The organism is Kiloniella laminariae (assembly GCF_027214005.1).
Classification (GTDB): Bacteria; Pseudomonadota; Alphaproteobacteria; order Kiloniellales; family Kiloniellaceae; genus Kiloniella; species Kiloniella laminariae_A.
Genome location: NZ_JAPWGY010000001.1, coordinates 594686 through 614190, shown reverse-complemented (window position 1 = coordinate 614190; position 19505 = coordinate 594686). Strand labels below are relative to the sequence as shown.

Here is a 19505-nt window from a genome sequence, read left to right as displayed (position 1 = left end):
GGCAAGATCGTGTGTAACGACAGGATCAGCTATATCGGGGTGGAGGTACGTCAACGGGCCGGGTCAGGGAAAGAAACTCGTCACTCCGGGCAAGAAACCAGTTTGCCGGCTGGTAAAACACAACGGGATCAGGGTGCGAGAAAACAAACGCCAGCGCGTTGGTAAAACTGCAGCTGTAGATCCCCAGACAATGCGACTGGATTTTACTTTCCGGCACAAGGCCAGATGCAACTGCATCGCTATGGGAATGAGCAACACCCTGCTCCTCTGCCTGAACACTTTTTGCAGCCATTTCAGCTGCCATGTCTGTTGCCAGTCTGTTTTTATCGCTGACAGAAGGGACCTGCGGGTGATGCAAAGGACCGTCATGGGTATCCGGCTCTGCCCCCAGCAAGGTGGCAGAGAGAACAAAAACCAGCAAAACAAGACTGTGCAGAATGTGTTTCATGATCATCAGATAATGTTTCCCCCAGGGGGAAGGTCAAGGGGTATCAAAGGAATTTTTACAGCCGGAAATATTTTTCCAGCTATATATTTTTTTCGGGATTGATTTCAAAATTGTTTCCCGGATCAAGACTGGGCGATTTTCGTCACTTCCCGGCCTGTTTGATTTTTCCGACGGCGCCAGAAAAGAACACCTGTCACCATGAAAAACAGTGGCAAAAATCCGGCAAAAGCATAGAGCAACCGCCCTGCAGGCCCCCAATAGCTTCCATTATGCAAAGCGACAGTCCGTTCAATCAAGGTCTGGCTCCAATCAAGCGCCAGACCATTCTGTTGCCCCACCACCGTCCCGCAGTTCATCTCCAGCAGAACCCGGCTCAACCCCAGAGGTGACGGGACTTCTCCAGGCTGACGCAGGGTCACGTTAACCGGCTGTTCCTTGCTACGGGGAAAGCGGATAAAGGTCGCAACTCCTGTCGGGAAAACCTGTTCAGCCTGATACAGGTAATCTTCTATATCGGGTACACCGACACAGTTTTTCGTACTGATATCTTCTGTCGTGCTCTGATGATGCCCGGCGTTTTCCCCCGCAGTTTCCGAGTGATGCAGTTCATGCCTCGTGGTTTCGAACGGTGCCAGAATATCTTCGCGGAAGACCAGCAGAACACCACTGGCGACCAACAGCAACAGCAGCGGGGAAAAATAGAACCCCAATACTCTGTGCAAAAGCGCAAGCCGGCCCTTGCCTCTGGCCCTGCCTGACATCATCAACCACGCTTTGGCCTGTTCCGGACCAGCAGCGACCAGCCCTTGCCCCCAGATTCCCAAACCCAGTAGCAACAAAACCAGCAACCCTGTCCCGATAGCGCCAACCAGAAACGTCCCCGGCGTTGCCAGAAAAAGGCTGCTATGCAGCTCATAGATCCACGCTTCCGAAGGCGAAGTAAAATCAGCCTGACGCCCGACCTTTCCCCCCAGGGGATCAACCAGAAACTGTTCCAGCCGGGTTTTCCCCTGCTCCTGATAACTCACAGTCATCAGATAAGGGTCCATAAGGCGCTGGGGAAGCTTCAGGGAACGCAGTCGGGCATCAGGGAACTCTGTTTTCAGCCGGGCAAAAAGCTGATCAGGTCCCGGCAACAGCTGGGCATCGTTATCAAGTTCCAGCACCGACAGCTTTACCTGCGGCAAAGCCGCCTGCTGTAACTCGGCACGAAAGACCAGAACCCCGCCCGAAAGGCCGAGGATCACAAAAAACAGGCCCAGACTGAGGGCAAAAAACAGATGGAGCTTGCGCATTACAAATCCCATACCGGGGAAAGATGCCACAACACCGCGCTGTGATCCCCACTCCCCGCCAGATCAAGTCTGCTTCTTTAAAAGTTCCAGCAAGGGGAAGGTCAAGACGACATCGAAAGGATCGTCCCTGTTTCCCGTCCCGGATTTTTTTGATCCCGGATTTATTTCTGCAGCGGGTATTGCCTTTCGTGACTTTCCCCGGTGTGTACTCTATTACTCGATCTGGATTACTCGATCTGGATAAATCATCAGCCCAGGCAGCAAGAACAAAAGCATGACCAACAACCCGCTTCCGAAATCCCTTCAGAATGAAACGATAACAGCGGATACCCCTCCCCCCGGCGGTATCGGCTTTTTTGAAAAGTGGCTTTCGCTCTGGGTTGCGCTGTGCATTACCTTGGGGATCGTTCTCGGCATTGTTTTTCCCGCTGTTTTCCAGTTTCTCGCCGCCCTTGAATACGCCAGGGTCAATCTGGTGGTCGCCGTCCTGATCTGGGCCATGGTCTATCCCATGATGGTCAATGTCGATTTTGCCAGCCTGCGTCATATCGGTGACAAGCCCAAGGGGCTGGTTGTCACACTGGTGGTCAACTGGCTGATCAAGCCTTTTTCCATGGCATTTCTTGCGGTGCTGTTTTTCGAAGGCCTCTTTGCCGATATGATCGACCCCGCCGATGCGCAGCAGTATATCGCCGGACTGATCCTGCTCGGTGCCGCGCCCTGTACGGCCATGGTGTTTGTCTGGAGCCAGCTGGTGCGCGGCGATGCCACCTATACGCTGGTGCAGGTTTCGGTCAACGACGTGATCATGATCTTTGCCTTTGCCCCGATCGTCGCCCTGTTGCTTGGCGTCACCGATTTCAGCGTTCCCTGGGAAACCCTGCTGCTGTCGGTCCTGCTTTATGTCGTCATTCCGCTGGCTGCCGGTGCCCTGACCCGGCACTTTCTCACCCGGAAGAGCCGCCAGACTTCCGAAGTGCTGAACCGCTTTACCCACCGGGTCAAACCCTTCTCGGTCCTGGGGCTGCTTGCCACCGTTGTGTTGCTCTTTGCCTTTCAGGGACAGGTCATCCTCGACAATCCGCTGCTGATTGCCCTGATTGCTGTGCCGCTGGTGATCCAGTCCTATGGCATCTTTTTCATCGCCTACCTCGGCGCCTGGTTCTGGCGCATCCCCTTTAACGTCGCCGCCCCCTGCGCCCTGATCGGTACCTCGAACTTTTTTGAACTTTCCGTGGCCGTCGCCATCAGCCTTTTTGGCCTGCATTCCGGTGCCGCCCTGGCAACGGTGGTCGGCGTGCTGGTCGAGGTTCCGGTCATGCTGTCCCTGGTCAGCCTCTCCACAGCCACCCGCCATCTCTTCCCCGAAAAGTAACGCGCACAGCGCGACCAGAGTTTTGAAAAAACCATCATTATTCAACGGGTCGAAGACCTGCTTGATTTATATCATGGTAACTGGCCATAAAAGAAGCCACCCTGGCCAAGTCGTTAAAGGGCGTTCCATGCAGGCACAAAAGAAGAAGACAGGTCTTGTCGCTTTTCTCGTCGCAGTGATTTTTCTTGTGGCGAACCTTGGCCTTGTGCCGGGCAGCTCAGCTGCGGATGGTCTTAACCTGTCTGGTATATCTTCTGTGCCTTTTGCTGCGCTTTCAAGTGTTCCCGGTCACGCCATGGACCAGAGCGCGGGAAACAGCCAACATAAAACCCGGACCAAGACAGACGCTGTTCCTTGCCCTGACCGGGCAGATCAATGTCAGATGCATGCCGCAGTCGGTAGCTGCTTTCACCAAAATCATTGCCTGCCGTTATTTATCTGCGCAGCAAACAATGTGTCTCCCCGGCTGCCACAAGCCCTGCTCTCCCCCACCTTCGACGCCCCTGTGGCCCTGTTCACAAACTCAACCCCCTTCCGCCCTCCGATTGCCTGAAGCCTCGAACGATCGGCAAGAGACCTTGTGTGCTCTTGTCACAGACTTTTTCTATTGAGGACACTTTCAGCATGAAAATTACAGAACAGCTGCCAAAAATCCTGATCTCGGCGGTCGTCCTTGGCGGGCTTGCCCTTGCCGTTTCCAACTTTTTCCCCAAAAAGGAAACCAGCGCCGAAACCGGGCTGACACTCCCTGAATTCTCTCCTCTGGCGCAAGACGGACAGGTCGCCTTCAACCGGAACTGCGCCCAGTGTCATGGGACCAATGCCCTCGGCACCCCACAGGGGCCGACCTTTATTCACCCGGTCTACAACCCCGGCCACCACGCAGATGAAGCCTTTGTCCGGGCGGTGCTCTATGGGGTGAAACAGCACCACTGGCCCTTCGGCGACATGCCCGCCCAGCCGCAGGTCAGCAAAGAAGAGCTGCAGGCGATCATCAGCTATGTGCGTGAACTGCAATCAGCAAACGGGATCAGCTATGAACCCCATCAGATGAACTAGCTGTGTCAGGGGGATAGGTCTTATCCCCCTCTCGCTCTGGCCTGTTACCCGTTCCTCCTCAACCAGGGCGAAAGGCGGACAGGCCGAGGTCCGGTCATGCTTTCCTTGGTCAGCCTCTCCACCATCTATTTCCAGAGAAGTAGAGCCCAAATAGGCTCATTTGAATGTTAATGATCTCTCTTATCACAAGAGGCACTGCGCTTACTTTAAATACAACTTAATAAAAATACTTGAATCATATTTCTATTTTTGCTTGCAAAAACAATCATTAAAAGCTTCGATGATTAAACGACAAGCCCTGAGGTGAATGATGATCAGATCAATAGATATTGGTAATTTTGGCGCTTTTAAAGATTTTTCATGGCGTGCTCAAGTACGTGACCATGGAGAGAATACTCAGTACTTTAAAAAACTTAACATAATTTATGGTCGGAATTATTCAGGAAAAACTACACTTTCACGTATTTTGAGAAGTTATGAGACAGGCACACTTCCCCCAAAATATAAAAACATAAGCTTTGACATGACCATAGAGCAGAATACTTACACTCATAAAGATTTATCAAACCACTCATTGGACATTAGAGTTTACAATAAAGATTTTGTGACTGAAAATTTACAATTTTTAAGTGGAAGTAACGAAGGCGAAATACGCCCATTTGCCATACTGGGAAGTGAGAATATCGAAATAAAAGAGAAAATAGAAAAAGAACAAACAACCTTAGGCTCAATAGAAAACAAATCCGGATTGCGATATGAAGCACTGCATAAAAAAAAGAAATACGATGAAGAATTAAAGCGAGAAGAGCAACTTTCTAACAACCTAAAATCTACCCATACACGATTTGCAAACGATATCATCAAATCGAACAGAGACTATGGGGATGCAAAATACAACATAAATAAATTATACAAAGACATTGAAATCATACAAACACAATCAATAACCAAATTAGATAGCTACACAGTAAATCAGTATCAAAAGTCCCTTTTAGATACCCCCCTTCCTGATATTCTCTTTCATTCAGCAACCCCCCTATCATTAGAAAATTTATATGAAACATCAAAATCATTACTAGAGAAACGCGTAATCCCAACAAAACCAATTCAAGAATTGTTAGATAACCCAGAACTACAGGCGTGGGTAAAAACAGGTATAAATTTACACAAAAATAAAAAAAGCGAATGCGGTTTTTGTCGATCAAAATTGTCTGAAAATTTGTTTGATGAACTATCTCTGCATTTCGACAAAAATACTGAAGAATTTGAAAAAAACGCGCTAAAAAAAATCAAAGATATTGAAGAAAAAATACACCAAGTAAACAATCAAAACCTCCCAGATATTGATAGTTTTTACGAAAACCACAAAGAAGAATACAAAACAATAAATAAAAAAATCAATGAAGAATCAAAACAAATTACAGAAAATCTATGCGCATTAAAATCTATACTTTCAGATCGCATCAATAATCCTAATACTATTCCGGCTGATTCCCCCAAAAAAATTGATGAAACTGGCTACAGAAAAGCAACAGAAGAGTTAAAAGAGTTAATTTCAAAAAACAAAGCCAAAACTCAATCTCTTGCAAAAGACAACGAAATTATCAGAAACAAATTAAGATTAAATCATGTGCTTGAGTATATGGAGCAAATTTCCTTATTAGACAAAGAAGCCGAAATAAAGTCTCAAGTAGCTATATGTGAATCTGCTCGCCGAGAATGGAAAGCCACAATCAATAAAATAAACAACATTGAGGAAAATATACGAAAATTTGAGCATGCAATAAAAGACGAAAACAAAGGCGCTGAAAAAATTAACGCCTTACTAAATCATTATTTTGGACACAAATTCATCGAATTAAGAGCAGAGAAAAATGAAGACGCGAAATTTCGCTTCTCAGTTTTTAGAAACAATATACCAGCCTTCAACCTAAGTGAAGGAGAGTGCAGCCTTATCGCATTTTGTTATTTTATAGCAAAATTAGAAGACACAGAAACTGCAGGAAAAAATCTTACAATTTATATCGACGACCCAATTTCAAGTTTAGATAGCAATCATATTTTTTATATATTCAGCTTAATCGAGAAAATAATTACTGCACCTGTAAAAAATGAAAATCAGCCAAATACTTACAAGTACCAGCAATTATTTATATCAACACACAACCTAGAGTTTTTAAAATATTTAAAACAAATATCAATACCAAAAATAAAAATCAATGGTAAGGATAAGCTTGATTACGGAACATTTATAATCGAAAGATCAAATGAAAACAGCAAAATAAACATAATGCCAATATACCTGAAAGAACACATAACAGAATTTAATTATCTTTTTCACCAAATATTCAAATGCAAAGATGAACCTACAAATAACTCAGACTGTTCCCACTTTTATAGCTTCGGAAATAATCTGCGTAAATTTTTAGAAATTTATCTATACTTTAAGTACCCTTCTCACAAAATGAAGGATACACGATTACAGCTGTTTTTTGAAGATGATCCCGCGGTAAAAACAATTGCTGAAAGGATAACGAATGAACTCTCGCATTTAGATGGTGGTTTTGAGCGGGGAATGAACCCAATAGATATCCCAGAAATCACTAAGCTATCTAACTATATTCTAGAGAAAATACGTACTTCGGACAAAGAGCAATACAACGCACTATTAGACAGTATTGGGGTCAAAAATATTACAAATCTACCCGTTCCGCCGCAACCAGGCACGAAAGGCGGACAGGCCTTCGTCGATGTTGGCGCGGCCAAAGCCGACGCGGAAACGGTCTGAGGGCGTAGGCAGCAGTTCAGAGTGATAGATGTGCGGCGGCAGCAACAGCACGCCGCTTTCGCTTACCAGTTTCTCGCAAAAATCATCGGTTGAGCCCGGCCCCTTGTAGCGCGGATAACCGACACAGCCGCCCTCGGGCTGGCGCCAGTCAAACAGATCCGGGAATTCGGCAAAGAAATTCCCGAGCTTGAGCGCGTTTTCCGCCAGCAAGACCCGGTTGCGCGCAAGGATTTTATCGCGAGCCTTCAACGCGATCAGCGACAGCCGCTCACTCGGGGCGGAATTGCAGATCGAGAGATAGTGTTTGTAACGCTCCATCCTGCTGCGGATTTCCCGGTCGCGGGTCATGATCCAGCCGATGCGCAGGCCCGGCAGGCCATAGGCTTTGGACATGACATTCAGCGACAGTCCGCGTTCATAAACATCCCCGACCTGGGGCAGGCGCAGGCTTTCCTCGCGTTCGACCCCGCGGTAGACCTCGTCACTGAACAGCCAGATCCCGTGTTCGCGACACAGTGCAACCAGCGCGTCAAAGCGACTGCGTTCCAGCACCGCGCCGGTCGGGTTGTTGGGGAAGTTGATCGAAATCAGCCTGGTGTTGGGCCGGATCGCCGCCCGCACCGCCGCGATATCCAGCGACCAGTTGTCCCCGGCATCCAGCGGCACCCCGCTGACCGCACAGATCGACAGCGGCAGGGTTTCGGCGGCCTGATAGTTCGGCACCACAACAATCGCGTGGTCGTCAGGTTCAAGCAATACCTTCATGGCAATATAGATGCCCTCTTCCGCCCCGGCAAAACAGAGGATGTCATCCGGCTCGGCCCGGTCATAGGTTTTCGCGATTTCCGCGCGCAGATCCGGTGCGCCCCAGGTTTCGGTGTAGCCCAGATGCAGCTTGTCAAAAGCCTCGCGGTCGTCCTGATCCGCCAGCGCCAGCAGCTCGCTCACGCTCATGCTCTGCATGTCTGACGCGGTCATGTGATAGCGGGCGGCAAATTCCCACTTGGAAAAGAAAGTCTCGAGGGTGAAGTCACGCATGGGATTTGTCTCTGCCTGTTAAAAGTCAAAAGGAACGGCGACGCAATCAACCGCCTTGCTGCTTGCGCCATTTGTAAAGTGTCGCCCGCGATATCCCCAGCACATCACAGAGATAGGGCACCGCGTTGCGAATTTCGAGAAAACCGAGGTCGGCCAGATCACTGACCAGTTCCTGTCGCTCTGTCCGGGTCAGCGCCGCAAGGGTCAGACCCCGCGCCCGCAGGAATACATCGATCTGTTGGTTGATCTGCTCGCGCCAGTCATTGGCAAAAAGCACCGCCGCCTGATCTTTGGTACTTGCCCGATCGCCTTCTGCCCCAGAGGCCTGAGGCATTGATGCCTGAGGTCCTGATATCTGGAGTCCTGATATCTGGGGTAAGCCAACCAGCTTTTGCAACTGCGCCATCAGCCCCGAAGCCAGACTGAGATCGTGATTGATACAGAGCAGGCCAATCGGCTGCCCCGCCGGATCACGCAAGACCGAGGTGATCGATTTCAGCGCCCGCCCGTCGTAATTGACCTTGGCATAGGGCCCGATCACATCCTGATCAAGGGATGGCAATTCGTCAATTTCGGCCAGCGAGTCATCCCCGACCCGCCGCCGGGAAAAACAGTTGGCGATATGGACGATGCGCTGGCTCGCCAGATCGTGCAGCACCACCTCGACCTGAGGTGCCAGCAATGTGGCAATGGCCTCGCAGACAGGAATATAACAACGCAGCCTTTCCGGGATCTGGACTTGATCCTCAGCCTGCCTGTTTTTCTTTGAGTGAAATTGCGGTGTCATGGAAATACTGTCGGTCATGATCTGGTGTCCTTTGTTCCACCATGATCATTTTGATACATTTTGTCAACTTAAGATGTTTTGTATCATTTCTGGAGCATACCTGGCTCTGCCTTAAGACGAAACCGCATAAACGCTTCCCCGTCAACGACCAGCTGTCCGTCTTCAACAAACCCCAGGCGGTAGATGGCTTTTGAGTTCGGCCTGCTTGGCGGAAAAAGGATCTTCATGACCTCAAGACCCATTTCAAAATCTTGGACTGCCATCACGGAAAAATCTCAGGTCATCGTTATTGTAGGTATAGTAAAGATCATCATATATTTTCCGCAAAAACCGATTTTGAGCATCGGTTAAAACATTTTTATATTTGCCTTCCTCATACCAGAGTTCGCCGAACTGAAAGACTTCGAGAATGAAATCTCGCAGTATGTCCTTGATAAATGGCTCCGCGGGCTCAAACTCTTCTTGAAGACAAACAAGGCACGCACTTGCGTTGGTTTCATCAATCAGATCGCGATACATTTGTAACATATTCGATGCATAGGATGACCCCAATTCACAGATCATGTACCTTACAGCTTCTACATAATCTCGCCCGGTAATTCTTAGTTCTGGAGGTATGGCTGTTAGACTTTCTCTTTCAAGAAGACAATCAGTCAGATACTCGGTCAGAGACACATCCGCGGGATCATGCCCACGCGCAAACTCATCGTCTCGCAAAAGGCGATATTCTTTTACACTTAAAAACCACCGCTTCCGGTTATTCGCCAAGACTTCCTGCCGATCAATCCCCCCCACATCTTCAGGAGAAACCCAGCAATAAGGCCCGCCATTTGCAACCGCATCTTTAAGGATATCGATTATCCACCCGCTCATGAATGCCCCCAGTAGCTTTTCCGCCGCCCTCTGCCTTAAGACGAAACCGCATAAACGCTTCCCCGTCAACGACCAGTTGGCCGTCTTCAACAAACCCCAGGCGGTAGATGGCTTTTGAGTTCGGTCTGCTTGGCGGAAAAAGGATTGTGATGGACTTCAGGCCCATTTCATTAAAAGCCTGATCCCTGATTTTGTTAAAGATCTGCCGCCCCCAACCCCAGAATCTGGGATGAAGAACCAAGGCAAAGTCAGCGTCGCCCTGTTCCGGCTGCAAGCCGCCCCATCCGGCAAACTCTCCTTCGATCAGAAAGGCCTAGGGGCCATAGCCATATTGGTCCCAAAGCTGCTTTTTGGCCTTGAGAAAGGCGCGACAGCTTTCGGCCGAGAAACCGCCAGCAAGCAGGGGCATCTGTTTGCCAATCTGCGCGTCGTTCATTAGCGCGATAATCTCTTCCTGTTTTATTTCAGCAAGATGAACAAACTTGATCCTGTCCATAAGGCCTTCCTGTTTTCAACCCACGTCAATTGAACTCACGTCAATTGTACTCTCTCAATAGAACAGTTTCGGCTTTTGCGGTTCTCACAACTGCGTGAAAAACACCCCTTTCAAATCCATTGGTAAAACCTTGCACTTGCCCCCTTCCCCTGAAACACCCGCTTTTTGTTACCTTTCACCAGCCTGATGATCGGTTGGACAATCTGCTGAATGATCTGGCTGATCAAATCGCGCAGCTACTGTCACCACAACCTGATTGCTCATCTTTATTTTCCCTGCTTTCCCTATCACCTCTATCTTGCGGGGAAATAGACGCAGCATCCGTTCTTGCCGTGCCGTCCTCCTCCACGGCGCAATCTTCACGGATCAGGGACATGATCTCGGCCCCCAGTTGCATGTCATCAATTGAACCAAACTTGACCCGGCGCAGATAGCCCTGTCGATCAATCAGGATCAGGCTGGGGGTGCCCTGCAACTGGTAAAGCTCCATTGTTTGCGGGATTGTGCCCTTGAGCGCAGGCTGATCCACCGCGACAGGAAAGGAAATACGGTATTCGTGCAAAAAAGCTTTCAGTGACACCGGGCTCATGGCGGCGTGGTGTTCAAACACGGAATGCAGCCCCAGCACAACCAGATCATCTGGCGAAAAAAGCTGTGCTGCCCGTTTGGCCTGCGGCAGTCCCAGCTCGACACAGCCGGGGCAAAGCATCTGGAACACCTCGATCAGCACCACCCGCCCGCGCAGGCTTTCCAATGTGATGTCTTCCTTGCTGTTGAACCACTGCGCGACCTGTAGCGCCGGGGCTTTTTGCAACTTTCTCATGGTTTCTCTCCCTTAATTTCAGCAGCAGGTTTTCACAACAGAGTTCGGGGAGCAGGCCTGGGTACCTGCAACAACCTGCTCCCGAAATTTCCCTCTGCCCTGTCCCCGGATTATTTGTTCATGATGATGCCAGGGAACGACAGATCACCGGATGCCACGTCATGGGCCTGTGTGACGCAAAGCAAAGCCCCCTCACTTCCCTCTTGCGAGACGGTCAGGCGCGCGGTCATGGCGTCAAAGGCGGCGGCCTCTGCACCCTTGACTGGCAGGGTAATCTTCAGACTGTTATCGTTCAACAGCGGGCTTTGTCCCGGCGCATCCAGTGCAATCGGCAGGTCCGGCATGGTTGCGGGCACCAGATCCCGACCGGGCGAGATTTCCTTCACCTTGAATCCAGCTCCACAGGCAGCATCTTCGGCCAGAACCGCCCAGTGTGCGTGCCAGTTTTTGCCATCATTGGCCGGGTCGCCGTCACCGTTTTCATCGTGCAGCGGCGTGTCATCAAAATCCGGATGCGCTGTAATCGCCAGCGCCAGAATGCCCGAACCTTCGGCAAAGCCCACACCGGAAGGGTCAATTTTTGTCGGCCAGACATAGGCATAAACCTCTGCCCCGCGAAAAGCCCCTGTTGCCTCCGGCACGATGCTGCCGCTTTTCCCGGCCAGCTCCATCATAAAACTGGCCCAGCGCCCGTCGGTCGTGGCGGATGACTTTATAATATCAAAAGGCGGTTCGACCGCCTGGTTGACCGGGCTGAGGATATCATGCGCCAGGGATGTTGCCGGACCTGCCGACCAGCTGCCCAAAACAACCGCAGCCATCACAAGCCCCCGTCGGGCCACGGCCCCTCCTGTTATTTTATCCTTGTTTGTCATCATTTGCTCCTGTTCTTTATCAAATAGTATCGACTCGATACTCAATAACAGATAACAATCCCCTTTCCGGCTTGCAACAATTGTTTTTAGTCGATACTATTTTTCCTGTGAGCAGATGCAAACTCTGATCAGGAAATCTGCCAGAAACCAGACCTAACCCGGAAGAGACTTTCATGACGCCCCCCAAGACAAGCAGCGTCGAGCATTTTATCAGCCTTCTGGCCCGGCTTTCCCGCCTGGTCAATCATGACGGCCATGCCAGCGGGCTGAAGCCTGCCCAGTGGGATGCCCTGCGTTTTCTTGCCCGGGCCAACCGTTTCTCGCGCACGCCGGGGGGCCTGACCGCCTATCTCGGCGCAACCAAGGGCACGACGTCACAAACGCTGATGTCTCTGGAAAAAAAGGGACTGGTTGAAAAAAATCCCGACCCGCTGGACCGCCGTTCGGTTGCGCTCAAACTGACCGCCGCCGGGGAAGAACTGGCCCAGAGCGACGCCCTCTCAAGTTTTGGCAGCCTGTTCGAGGCCCTCAGCCCGCCGGAGCGACAGAGCCTGGAAGTCGCCATGGAACAGCTGCTCCGTGCCAAGCTGCAGCAGCAGGGCAACCGCCCGTTTGGCATCTGCAACAGCTGCCGCCACTTTCGTAAAAACAGCCCGGACGGCAAGCTTTCAGCAGGCCAACCGCACTTCTGCAGCCTGCTTAAAGAACCCCTGAGCGACCACGACAGTCACAAGATCTGCATCGAACAGGAAGCCGCCTGATGTTAATCCCACTTTGGCGGGCAGGTGAAAACGTAAAGCGTTTCAGTCTTTGACAAAGCCGAAGGGCATATCCTCGATTTTCTCGATCTTTCGCCCTTTTTTATCATACTCATCCAGACTGTAGTGAAAGCCATCCGGAATAGCCAAATCGCGGTCCAGAGCAAAGAGATCGGGCAGGATTACGGGATCATCCGCGGGGAGATCATAAAATGCACAGGCCCTATTCCAGGTGCGCCGGAGCCTGATCTGGTTTTGGGTTTTCTCTGAAGGGAACAGACCCTCGGCTTTGCTATAGGGAAGAAGTCTGCCAAAAGCCTGCTGGCAGAAGACCTCGTACTCCCCACCCGCATCGATAAAGCCCTGCCAGGCGACACCGGCGACACGCGAAGGCATTGCCAGCTCACTTTTGCCTGCATCCTGGCACAAATAGAAATACTCCCGTAAAGCATCCCTGATCTTCGCGATATTTTTGTCATTCAGATGAGGATAGCTTTCGCGCAGTTTCTGATCGACAGAGGCAGGAAACTTTAGATCCCTGACAATCCTGGAAAGCCTGATTTCTGCCTGATAATACTCCCAGGGGAAATAGCGCCGCAGCCATAAGCCTGCGAGACATACACCGCCTGCCGCCAGGAGAAGTTCCTGATAACTGAAATCAAAATTCACAGTTTGTCCCTCTAGTCACCGCCACTAATCGCCTCCCCCGCAGCCACTGGAACAACCGGAATCGCTGCTACAGCCACTACCACAACCACCCGTGCTCCCGCCGCAACCCGACGAACAGCCGATATGCGTTGCACAGTAACCACCACAGGAACTGCCTGCCGCGCTACTTTTGCCCGTCAGGTTACCTGAACAATCGGGACTGTAATAAAATCCATCCGGGATATTCAGCACCGCATCAAGGGCAAAGAGCGCGGGCAAGACTTTCGTACTTTTGGGTTCCAGCCCCTCAAGCTCGCAGGCCAGACGCCAGGCGCGCTTGATACCGTCCTGTGCCCGGGTCGGGCTTGCCATGGCCTCCGCTGGTGTATGGTGTAAAAAACGCCCAAAAGCCCGTTCGCAGAACTCCCCGTAATCCCGGGTAAAAAGGATAAACTCGTGCCAGGCGACATCAACCACCTGCGACGGCATCGACACCATACGTTTGCCTGCCTGATGACAGATATGAAAATAGTCACGCAAACCGTCGAGAACCTGTTCAATCTCGTTATCTTGCAGATGCGGATAGGTTTCCTGCAGCTTGCGACTGACCGTCTGGGGAAACTGCTGGCTGCCGATAATCCTGGCCCCGGCCTGCCATTTAAGACGGCGCTGCTGCCGATAAAATCCCCGGATCAGCCAAAAGCCAATAAAAGCCAGGCCCCCGAAAAATATGATCTCCATTTCCCCCCCTTTATTACCACACCACCTCGGCCCTGGGTCCAGTACCCCACACCCAAACGTCCCAGCCAACGCCCCCAGCACAAGGAGAGTTCGGCACTGTCGCTGAACGACAAGGGGTCAATTTACGACCGGGGCGTTCTATACTGTCTGTTTCTGGCTGAACTGTCTGTTTCCGGGCAAAAAATCTGATCCGACAGACATCAGTCGGGCATATTCCGCGTAAGATATCTGCAATCCATGATTTTAATCCAGCAGAAAAGTCGCCCCCGGTCACTTTTCCCCAAGGCTTTTATTTCTTTGTCATAAAACAGCAATCCCCCCTATTGCACCGCAGCGCGAAGAGGTGCAAGCTGTACCCCTTCGCGCAATTTCCGTTATCTTCAGGTTTTATTCTGGATCCCCCCGCAGGCTTTCGACCGGGCCAGAGAAAATCCTTCCGCGCAAGACACCCCTTTATCTCTCGGGGTCATATGTTTCCGGGTCATATGTTTCCGGGTCACACGCCTCAGGGTCACATGCCTCAGGGCCATACGCCTCAGGCCCCAGCAGATCTGTGTCTCGCCGTTTTTTTTGATTACCAGTTTACCTATCCTGTCTCGCGCCCTGTTCCTATAGCCACTGTTTCTGTGAACCTTTATATGCCCTTGATACCCGATCAGCTGTTTCCGGCCCGCTTCCAGAACTATTGCAGCCACACCCTGCACAACCGCTGGCACCCCTATTGGGGCAACATCCCCGGCAATGTACGCGGATCGTTGCTGGTGTTGCTCGCCGCTCTGGCGGGGGCCTGCATGGGCGGGCTGATCAAGCTGATCGGCCAGCGTATCCCGGTGTTCGAGATCCTGTTTATCCGCCAGCTCTTCGCTGTCAGCATTATCGCGCCGGTGGTCATCCGCAACTGGCGCACCACCTTTCGCACCACGCTTTTCCGCTTTCATCTGCTGCGCGGGATCTGTTCGGGTATTGCCATGAGTGCAGGTTTCACCGCCGTGGTGCACCTGCCTCTGGCCCAGGTCACGGCGATCAGCTTTGTCCGCACGCTTTTCACCACCCTGCTGGCGATTGTTTTCCTGCGCGAAGTCGTCGGTATCCGGCGCTGGTCGGTGACCATTGTCGGCTTTATCGGCGTGCTGATTATTATCCGTCCCGACCTTTCCTCCGGGCCGGAGGTGGTCGGAGAAACCCTTCTGACCTTCGAGGCCTTTCTTGCCACAGTGACCGCTTTTGTGCAGGAACATCTCTATGCCCTGCTGGCGTTGACCGGGGCATTTTTTGTTGCTGCCGTCATGATCATTCTGCGCAAGCTCTCGCAGGTCGACAAACCCTCGACCATCATGGCCTATCAGTACAGCTTCATCACGCTTTACATGATCGGTCCGGCCATCTGGTACTGGGTGCCACCCTCGCTCTCGGATGTGCTGATTATCGGGGTGATTGCCGCGCTGATGTCGCTGATGCACTGGCTCTATATCCAGGCTTTTCGCGTCGCCGAAACCGTCGCGGTGGCCCCGATGGAATATTCCCGCCTGCTTTTTGCCACCGGGATCGGCATTGTTTTCTTTGACGAAATCCCGACCGTCTACACCCTGAGCGGCGCAGCAATCATCATCGCCTCGACCCTCTACACCATCCACCGAAACGCCCTGCGCAAACGCCAGCAGAGCGCAATTCCCCCTGTTGTTCCTGACAAATAGCCTGCTCCAGCCACGAAAACTTCTGGGTGGGAAAGCGGTGGAAACAGTGACTTCACCTTTGCCAGAAATTTACTTAAGGCCAGAGATCACACCAGCCAGGGATCGGGCGGGCCTTCGGGTGTGGGCTGGTTCGGGTTGTCCGGGTTCTGGCCGGGGCGCGGGCGCGGGCCTAGACGCAGGACAAGACCCAGGCCGCGGGTCTGTTTTCGCGCCGCGCCCTGACCTGACAAGGCCAAAACCTTCCGGCACGGAACAAGCTGTTTCTTCATCATCTTTCTCCTTCACGGGCGCATACCGCCACAGGCCGTTCAATATCCTTTGGCCGTTCGATATCTTTTGGCCATTCAATATCCTAGGGCAGGTCGATATCCTGCCTACTGTGCTTGCCAGCCCCACCAGTTTTTATACTGCATCCGTTCCTTGATCCGGTTCTGGATCTGGCGTTGTATCTCCACCGGCAGTCCCTTGCCTGAATCAATCGGCACCAGTGCCAGCTCATCCCGCAGTTTGGTATAGCGTGCCTCGAAATCATCGTTCCAGCTCTGTTGCGCTCTGATATCCTCGATCAGATTGGCAAAGCCGTGTTTGATCGGGGTATAGAACTCGACCAACTCGATAGATTTTTTCAGGCGACCACTCCAGTCATAGATGCCCTTGGCAACGGCGCCGACGGTCGAGATGGTGGTCAGGATGGCACAGAGCCAGGCAAAATCCGGCGAGGCCAGAATGCCCAGTCCCGTGCCCCCGCTGGAGGCAGCCCCCAGCGCGATCAGAAAGTCGATATGCTGCGACCGGCTGGCGAGGCGGTCATGACATTCGTGATGATAATCTATTTCATAAAGCGAATTGAGATAGGCACGATAGACCTGATTGATCCGCGCCACTTCCTGTGGTGACATGGCGTCATCCCCACGCGTTGTTTAACCGGGCACTGTTTCAATTGAACCGGGCTCGTTTTAGGTAAAGCCAAGGAAAAGCACCCCTCACAGGGACAGATTTATAGCACAGATCGAGGCCAAAACGAAGATAAAACAATCCATGATTGCGCCTGAATTATCACAGGAGAACAGCAGAGCCAGCAAATACACTCCTTGCTTTTGCAGCTTGCTTCGCCAATTCACCGGTTTGTTAAATCATGGGGGAAATAATCAAGACTATGCTACGCTGTATCCTTGGCTATGATGGAGGAATAGATCATGTCCCTTGCCGAGGGAGGATGCCTTTGCGGAGAGGTCAGATATGCTGTCCAGGCCGCGCCAAGCCGTGTCACGTTCTGTCACTGTAAATTCTGCCAGAAGGCCACAGGCAGCGCCTATCTGGTGGAACCGATTTTCGAAGCCGACAAGTTCGCCACCATCCGGGGCAGCGCAAAGGTCTATAAACACAAATCCGAGGGCAGCGGCAAAAAGGTCTATATCCATTTTTGCGCCACCTGTGGCACCAAGCTTTATCTGACTTTTGAACGTTTTGCCGATGCTGTCGGGGTTTATGGCGGCACCTTTGACGATCCGGACTGGTTTGAGCGCACAGGCGAAACTGCCAAGCACATTTTTCTCGAGGCCGCACAACGCGGCACGATTATCCCCGCCGGGATCAACTGTTTTCTCGCCCACGCCATGACCAACGACGGCACGGCGATCACCCCGCAGGTGTTTACCGAGCCCAAAGTAATCTGACCGCGCCAGGGTTTAGCCTTTGCGTATCATCGGGATAGAATGGTCCTATTCCGGGCTGGCACATCGGGCGACAGAAACAGTCAATTCGCCCTGCCGTATGAAGACAGCCCATACAAACGGGCCAACCGGCCTGTACGCGTACAGCCTAGCGCCTGCCGAACAGGCTGGCTGTTACAGCAGGCCAAGCCCTGCAAGCCGGGGGATCTCGATGGCCGGGCAGCGGTTCATCACCACCTTAAGCCCGGCGGCTTCGGCCAGGGCCGCGGCTTCGTGATTGACAATTTCCAGCTGCATCCACACCACCTTTGCCCCCACGGCAATGGCTTCCTTTGTCACCTCCAGCGCCGCATCAGAGCTGCGAAAAACATCGACCATGTCGATATCCTGCCCCGACGCTTTCAGGCTGGCGAGCGAGGCATGACAGCTCCGCCCCCAGATCAGGCAGGGGGCACCGCCCTGGCTGCGCACCCCCGATCCGGCAAGGGCCGGATTGACCGGAAACACATCATATCCCTGTTGCAACAGAAACCCGAACACGCTGTTGCTGGCCCGGTGAGGCTTGTCACTGGCACCGACCAGCGCAATGTTTCTGGTCTCTTGCAGGATCTTGCGCAGATAGTCATCGGAATAGCTGTCGCCTGCGTGATTGTGGTCCATGCTCTTGTCTGCTCCAAAGGTCGGAATAATGAGATCGGAAATAAATCGCGAACCGGAAGATAACCGGACGAGTTCCTCAGCAAATCATGCTTTTACGCCAGCCTCAAGCCCTGATCCCGGCCGGGATGCCAGGGGAGCGACAGGAGAGCAGACCTTTGCCTTCCGGAACAGATCCCCGACAGATCAGATAACGATGACCAGATAAAGGGGATCAGATAAAGGAGATCAGAAAAAATGGCGCAGCAGCCAGATCGTGGCAATACCTGTGGCCATGGTCAGCGGCAGGCTGCGGCTCAACAGGGCAACCGCCGTCGCAACGGCCCCCGCCAGCCATTCCCTCGGCCCGCCGGATAAGACCAAAACCGATACCAGCGAGATAATCAGGCAGCCCGGCAGCGCCTTGAGCCCGCGGGCCCAGCGCCCGCTCTGCGGCAGGCGTTGCCCCAGAAGAACCCCGGACAAGCGGATGGAAAAGGTCGCCAGCGCCAGGATAAAAATCACCGGATAGATATCTGCAACGGCTTGCGTCATGCTGTTTCTTCCTTGCGCCAACTGGCCATTACCGCCCCCAGAACCCCGCCGAGCACCAGCGCATGAGAGGGGTCGAGCAGCTTGCCCAGAACCACCAGCGCCACCACAGCAACAGACGTCAGCCAGGGCCAGAGATCCCCGCGCCAGAGCGAGCGGGCTATGGCGATGAAGGCGGCGGTAAAGGCAAAGTCCATGCCCAGCGCTCTGGGCTCGGGAATGGCCGAGGCAAACAGCACCCCGCACACGGTCGCGATCAACCAGGTCACCAGTAAAGCACCCCCGCCCCCGACCAGATACCAATAGCCCACCGTCACTCCCCGGGCCCGGGTCGCCAGCATCAACGCCCAATTTTCGTCCGTGGTCAGATGCGCCCCCAGCAGCTGTTGCCACAGGGGACGGCCCCGGAACACCTCGCGGATGGACGCAGTCACCAGCAACAGGCGCAGGTTGAGGGCGATCCCGGCCACCACAGCGGAAACCGCCCCGGCCCCCGCAACCAGACGCTCGACCACGACGATCTGCGATGATCCGGCAAAAACCAGTGCCCCCATCACTCCGGTTTCCAGCTCGTCCATTGCCGCCTGCGCCGCCAGCAGGCCAAAGGCCAGCCCGTATATCGCCACACCCAGCGCCAGCGGCGAGATATCGAGCACGCCCAGCCAGAACTCGGATCGGGGAACACTGCTCCCTTCCTGAAAAACATCGGGTGAGCTTCCCTCTTCTGCCGGGGCAAGGGGCGCAGCTGATTCCTTGTCCGGGCTCTGGTGCCCCGGATCGCCCAGCCTGTTCCGGATGTTCCGGATGTTCGGGCTGTTCCCGATGTTCAGCGTGTTCGGATCGTCCGGGCTGTTCGGAGTGTTCTTCAGCATCTTTTCATTCCATATCGAACATTTGTTCGTTATAGTGCCAAGAGCTGTTTTGTTCGTCAAGATGAACTTATGTT

General features: G+C 52.6%; 23 protein-coding genes. 7 read left to right on the top strand and 16 right to left on the bottom strand.

Features of this window, described 5'->3' with window-relative positions; translation table 11 throughout:
- Positions 1-25: 25 nt before the first annotated feature.
- Complete coding sequence (locus tag O4H49_RS02730) at positions 26-454, bottom strand: hypothetical protein (RefSeq protein ID WP_269421878.1); 429 nt, start codon at positions 452-454, stop codon at positions 26-28.
- Between the two features lie 116 nt (positions 455-570).
- A complete protein-coding gene (locus O4H49_RS02725; protein WP_269421877.1) occupies positions 571-1743 on the bottom strand; it encodes a PepSY-associated TM helix domain-containing protein in 1173 nt (390 codons plus the stop codon).
- Between the two features lie 274 nt (positions 1744-2017).
- Between O4H49_RS02725 and arsB the strand changes: the two genes are divergently transcribed.
- From arsB to O4H49_RS02705, 4 genes are all read left to right on the top strand, one after another.
- On the top strand, positions 2018-3118 hold the full coding sequence (arsB, locus tag O4H49_RS02720; RefSeq protein WP_269421876.1) for an ACR3 family arsenite efflux transporter: 1101 nt from the start codon (positions 2018-2020) through the stop codon (positions 3116-3118).
- Positions 3119-3245: 127 nt separating this feature from the next.
- Positions 3246-3671: a hypothetical protein gene (locus O4H49_RS02715; protein WP_269421875.1), complete on the top strand. Its 426-nt coding sequence runs from the start codon at positions 3246-3248 to the stop codon at positions 3669-3671.
- A gap of 71 nt (positions 3672-3742) precedes the next feature.
- Positions 3743-4177, top strand: coding sequence for a c-type cytochrome (locus O4H49_RS02710; protein ID WP_269421874.1), 435 nt, complete (start codon positions 3743-3745; stop codon positions 4175-4177).
- Positions 4178-4484: 307 nt separating this feature from the next.
- Entirely contained in the window at positions 4485-6965 is a 2481-nt protein-coding gene (locus tag O4H49_RS02705; protein ID WP_269421873.1) for an AAA family ATPase, read from the top strand.
- Here the strand turns inward: O4H49_RS02705 and O4H49_RS02700 are convergent.
- From O4H49_RS02700 to O4H49_RS02670, 7 genes are all read right to left on the bottom strand, one after another.
- Positions 6879-8003: an aminotransferase class I/II-fold pyridoxal phosphate-dependent enzyme gene (locus O4H49_RS02700; protein ID WP_269421872.1), complete on the bottom strand. Its 1125-nt coding sequence runs from the start codon at positions 8001-8003 to the stop codon at positions 6879-6881. The two genes, O4H49_RS02705 and O4H49_RS02700, sit on opposite strands and share 87 nt — an antisense overlap.
- A 46-nt stretch (positions 8004-8049) precedes the next feature.
- A complete protein-coding gene (locus O4H49_RS02695; RefSeq protein WP_269421871.1) occupies positions 8050-8808 on the bottom strand; it encodes a helix-turn-helix transcriptional regulator in 759 nt (252 codons plus the stop codon).
- 65 nt (positions 8809-8873) lie between these two features.
- Entirely contained in the window at positions 8874-9053 is a 180-nt protein-coding gene (locus O4H49_RS02690; RefSeq protein ID WP_269421870.1) for a hypothetical protein, read from the bottom strand.
- Positions 9034-9753 (bottom strand): hypothetical protein, encoded by a 720-nt coding sequence (locus O4H49_RS02685; RefSeq protein WP_269421869.1) that lies wholly within the window; start codon positions 9751-9753, stop codon positions 9034-9036. The genes O4H49_RS02690 and O4H49_RS02685 overlap by 20 nt, the downstream gene beginning before the upstream one ends.
- 223 nt (positions 9754-9976) lie before the next feature.
- A complete protein-coding gene (locus O4H49_RS02680) occupies positions 9977-10159 on the bottom strand; it encodes a hypothetical protein (protein ID WP_269421868.1) in 183 nt (60 codons plus the stop codon).
- A gap of 223 nt (positions 10160-10382) precedes the next feature.
- Positions 10383-10982, bottom strand: a complete 600-nt coding sequence (locus O4H49_RS02675) for a redoxin domain-containing protein (RefSeq protein ID WP_269421867.1) — start codon at positions 10980-10982, stop codon at positions 10383-10385.
- 110 nt (positions 10983-11092) lie between these two features.
- Positions 11093-11860 carry a hypothetical protein gene (locus O4H49_RS02670; RefSeq protein WP_269421866.1) on the bottom strand — a complete coding sequence of 256 codons (768 nt, stop codon included), beginning with the start codon at positions 11858-11860 and terminating at the stop codon, positions 11093-11095.
- A 170-nt stretch (positions 11861-12030) separates the two neighbouring features.
- On the opposite strand from O4H49_RS02670, the gene O4H49_RS02665 reads away from it, so the two are divergent.
- Positions 12031-12618: a MarR family winged helix-turn-helix transcriptional regulator gene (locus O4H49_RS02665; protein WP_269421865.1), complete on the top strand. Its 588-nt coding sequence runs from the start codon at positions 12031-12033 to the stop codon at positions 12616-12618.
- A 42-nt stretch (positions 12619-12660) separates the two neighbouring features.
- Here the strand turns inward: O4H49_RS02665 and O4H49_RS02660 are convergent, their stop codons facing one another.
- Both O4H49_RS02660 and O4H49_RS02655 read right to left on the bottom strand, forming a co-directional pair.
- Positions 12661-13284, bottom strand: a complete 624-nt coding sequence (locus O4H49_RS02660; RefSeq protein ID WP_269421864.1) for a hypothetical protein — start codon at positions 13282-13284, stop codon at positions 12661-12663.
- A 24-nt stretch (positions 13285-13308) separates the two neighbouring features.
- Positions 13309-14004 carry a glycine-rich domain-containing protein gene (locus tag O4H49_RS02655; protein ID WP_269421863.1) on the bottom strand — a complete coding sequence of 232 codons (696 nt, stop codon included), beginning with the start codon at positions 14002-14004 and terminating at the stop codon, positions 13309-13311.
- Positions 14005-14642: 638 nt separating this feature from the next.
- Here O4H49_RS02655 and O4H49_RS02650 point away from each other — a divergent pair.
- Positions 14643-15698, top strand: a complete 1056-nt coding sequence (locus O4H49_RS02650) for a DMT family transporter (protein ID WP_269421862.1) — start codon at positions 14643-14645, stop codon at positions 15696-15698.
- 86 nt (positions 15699-15784) lie between these two features.
- On the opposite strand, the gene O4H49_RS02645 is transcribed toward O4H49_RS02650, so the two are convergent.
- Entirely contained in the window at positions 15785-15970 is a 186-nt protein-coding gene (locus tag O4H49_RS02645) for a hypothetical protein (protein ID WP_269421861.1), read from the bottom strand.
- Between the two features lie 102 nt (positions 15971-16072).
- Positions 16073-16597: a hypothetical protein gene (locus O4H49_RS02640; protein WP_269421860.1), complete on the bottom strand. Its 525-nt coding sequence runs from the start codon at positions 16595-16597 to the stop codon at positions 16073-16075.
- 297 nt (positions 16598-16894) lie between these two features.
- Between O4H49_RS02640 and O4H49_RS02635 the strand changes: the two genes are divergently transcribed.
- A complete protein-coding gene (locus O4H49_RS02635; protein ID WP_269421859.1) occupies positions 16895-17374 on the top strand; it encodes a GFA family protein in 480 nt (159 codons plus the stop codon).
- Between the two features lie 171 nt (positions 17375-17545).
- Here the strand turns inward: O4H49_RS02635 and O4H49_RS02630 are convergent, their stop codons facing one another.
- From O4H49_RS02630 to O4H49_RS02620, 3 genes are all read right to left on the bottom strand, one after another.
- Complete coding sequence (locus O4H49_RS02630) at positions 17546-18031, bottom strand: CoA-binding protein (RefSeq protein WP_269421858.1); 486 nt, start codon at positions 18029-18031, stop codon at positions 17546-17548.
- A gap of 225 nt (positions 18032-18256) precedes the next feature.
- On the bottom strand, positions 18257-18562 hold the full coding sequence (locus O4H49_RS02625; protein ID WP_269421857.1) for an AzlD family protein: 306 nt from the start codon (positions 18560-18562) through the stop codon (positions 18257-18259).
- Positions 18559-19431 carry an AzlC family ABC transporter permease gene (locus tag O4H49_RS02620; RefSeq protein WP_269421856.1) on the bottom strand — a complete coding sequence of 291 codons (873 nt, stop codon included), beginning with the start codon at positions 19429-19431 and terminating at the stop codon, positions 18559-18561. The genes O4H49_RS02625 and O4H49_RS02620 overlap by 4 nt, the downstream gene beginning before the upstream one ends.
- Positions 19432-19505 lie beyond the last annotated feature (74 nt).

Bases quoted from the DNA above. Each gene is read 5' to 3' on its own strand.
- O4H49_RS02730 (WP_269421878.1), bottom strand. From the start codon at position 454: ATGATCATGAAACACATTCTGCACAGTCTTGTTTTGCTGGTTTTTGTT.
- O4H49_RS02725 (WP_269421877.1), bottom strand. From the start codon at position 1,743: ATGCGCAAGCTCCATCTGTTTTTTGCCCTCAGTCTGGGCCTGTTTTTT.
- arsB (WP_269421876.1), top strand. From the start codon at position 2,018: ATGACCAACAACCCGCTTCCGAAATCCCTTCAGAATGAAACGATAACA.
- O4H49_RS02715 (WP_269421875.1), top strand. From the start codon at position 3,246: ATGCAGGCACAAAAGAAGAAGACAGGTCTTGTCGCTTTTCTCGTCGCA.
- O4H49_RS02710 (WP_269421874.1), top strand. From the start codon at position 3,743: ATGAAAATTACAGAACAGCTGCCAAAAATCCTGATCTCGGCGGTCGTC.
- O4H49_RS02705 (WP_269421873.1), top strand. From the start codon at position 4,485: ATGATGATCAGATCAATAGATATTGGTAATTTTGGCGCTTTTAAAGAT.
- O4H49_RS02700 (WP_269421872.1), bottom strand. From the start codon at position 8,003: ATGCGTGACTTCACCCTCGAGACTTTCTTTTCCAAGTGGGAATTTGCC.
- O4H49_RS02695 (WP_269421871.1), bottom strand. From the start codon at position 8,808: ATGACCGACAGTATTTCCATGACACCGCAATTTCACTCAAAGAAAAAC.
- O4H49_RS02690 (WP_269421870.1), bottom strand. From the start codon at position 9,053: ATGGCAGTCCAAGATTTTGAAATGGGTCTTGAGGTCATGAAGATCCTT.
- O4H49_RS02680 (WP_269421868.1), bottom strand. From the start codon at position 10,159: ATGGACAGGATCAAGTTTGTTCATCTTGCTGAAATAAAACAGGAAGAG.
- O4H49_RS02675 (WP_269421867.1), bottom strand. From the start codon at position 10,982: ATGAGAAAGTTGCAAAAAGCCCCGGCGCTACAGGTCGCGCAGTGGTTC.
- O4H49_RS02670 (WP_269421866.1), bottom strand. From the start codon at position 11,860: ATGATGACAAACAAGGATAAAATAACAGGAGGGGCCGTGGCCCGACGG.
- O4H49_RS02665 (WP_269421865.1), top strand. From the start codon at position 12,031: ATGACGCCCCCCAAGACAAGCAGCGTCGAGCATTTTATCAGCCTTCTG.
- O4H49_RS02655 (WP_269421863.1), bottom strand. From the start codon at position 14,004: ATGGAGATCATATTTTTCGGGGGCCTGGCTTTTATTGGCTTTTGGCTG.
- O4H49_RS02650 (WP_269421862.1), top strand. From the start codon at position 14,643: ATGCCCTTGATACCCGATCAGCTGTTTCCGGCCCGCTTCCAGAACTAT.
- O4H49_RS02645 (WP_269421861.1), bottom strand. From the start codon at position 15,970: ATGATGAAGAAACAGCTTGTTCCGTGCCGGAAGGTTTTGGCCTTGTCA.
- O4H49_RS02640 (WP_269421860.1), bottom strand. From the start codon at position 16,597: ATGTCACCACAGGAAGTGGCGCGGATCAATCAGGTCTATCGTGCCTAT.
- O4H49_RS02635 (WP_269421859.1), top strand. From the start codon at position 16,895: ATGTCCCTTGCCGAGGGAGGATGCCTTTGCGGAGAGGTCAGATATGCT.
- O4H49_RS02630 (WP_269421858.1), bottom strand. From the start codon at position 18,031: ATGGACCACAATCACGCAGGCGACAGCTATTCCGATGACTATCTGCGC.
- O4H49_RS02625 (WP_269421857.1), bottom strand. From the start codon at position 18,562: ATGACGCAAGCCGTTGCAGATATCTATCCGGTGATTTTTATCCTGGCG.
- O4H49_RS02620 (WP_269421856.1), bottom strand. From the start codon at position 19,431: ATGCTGAAGAACACTCCGAACAGCCCGGACGATCCGAACACGCTGAAC.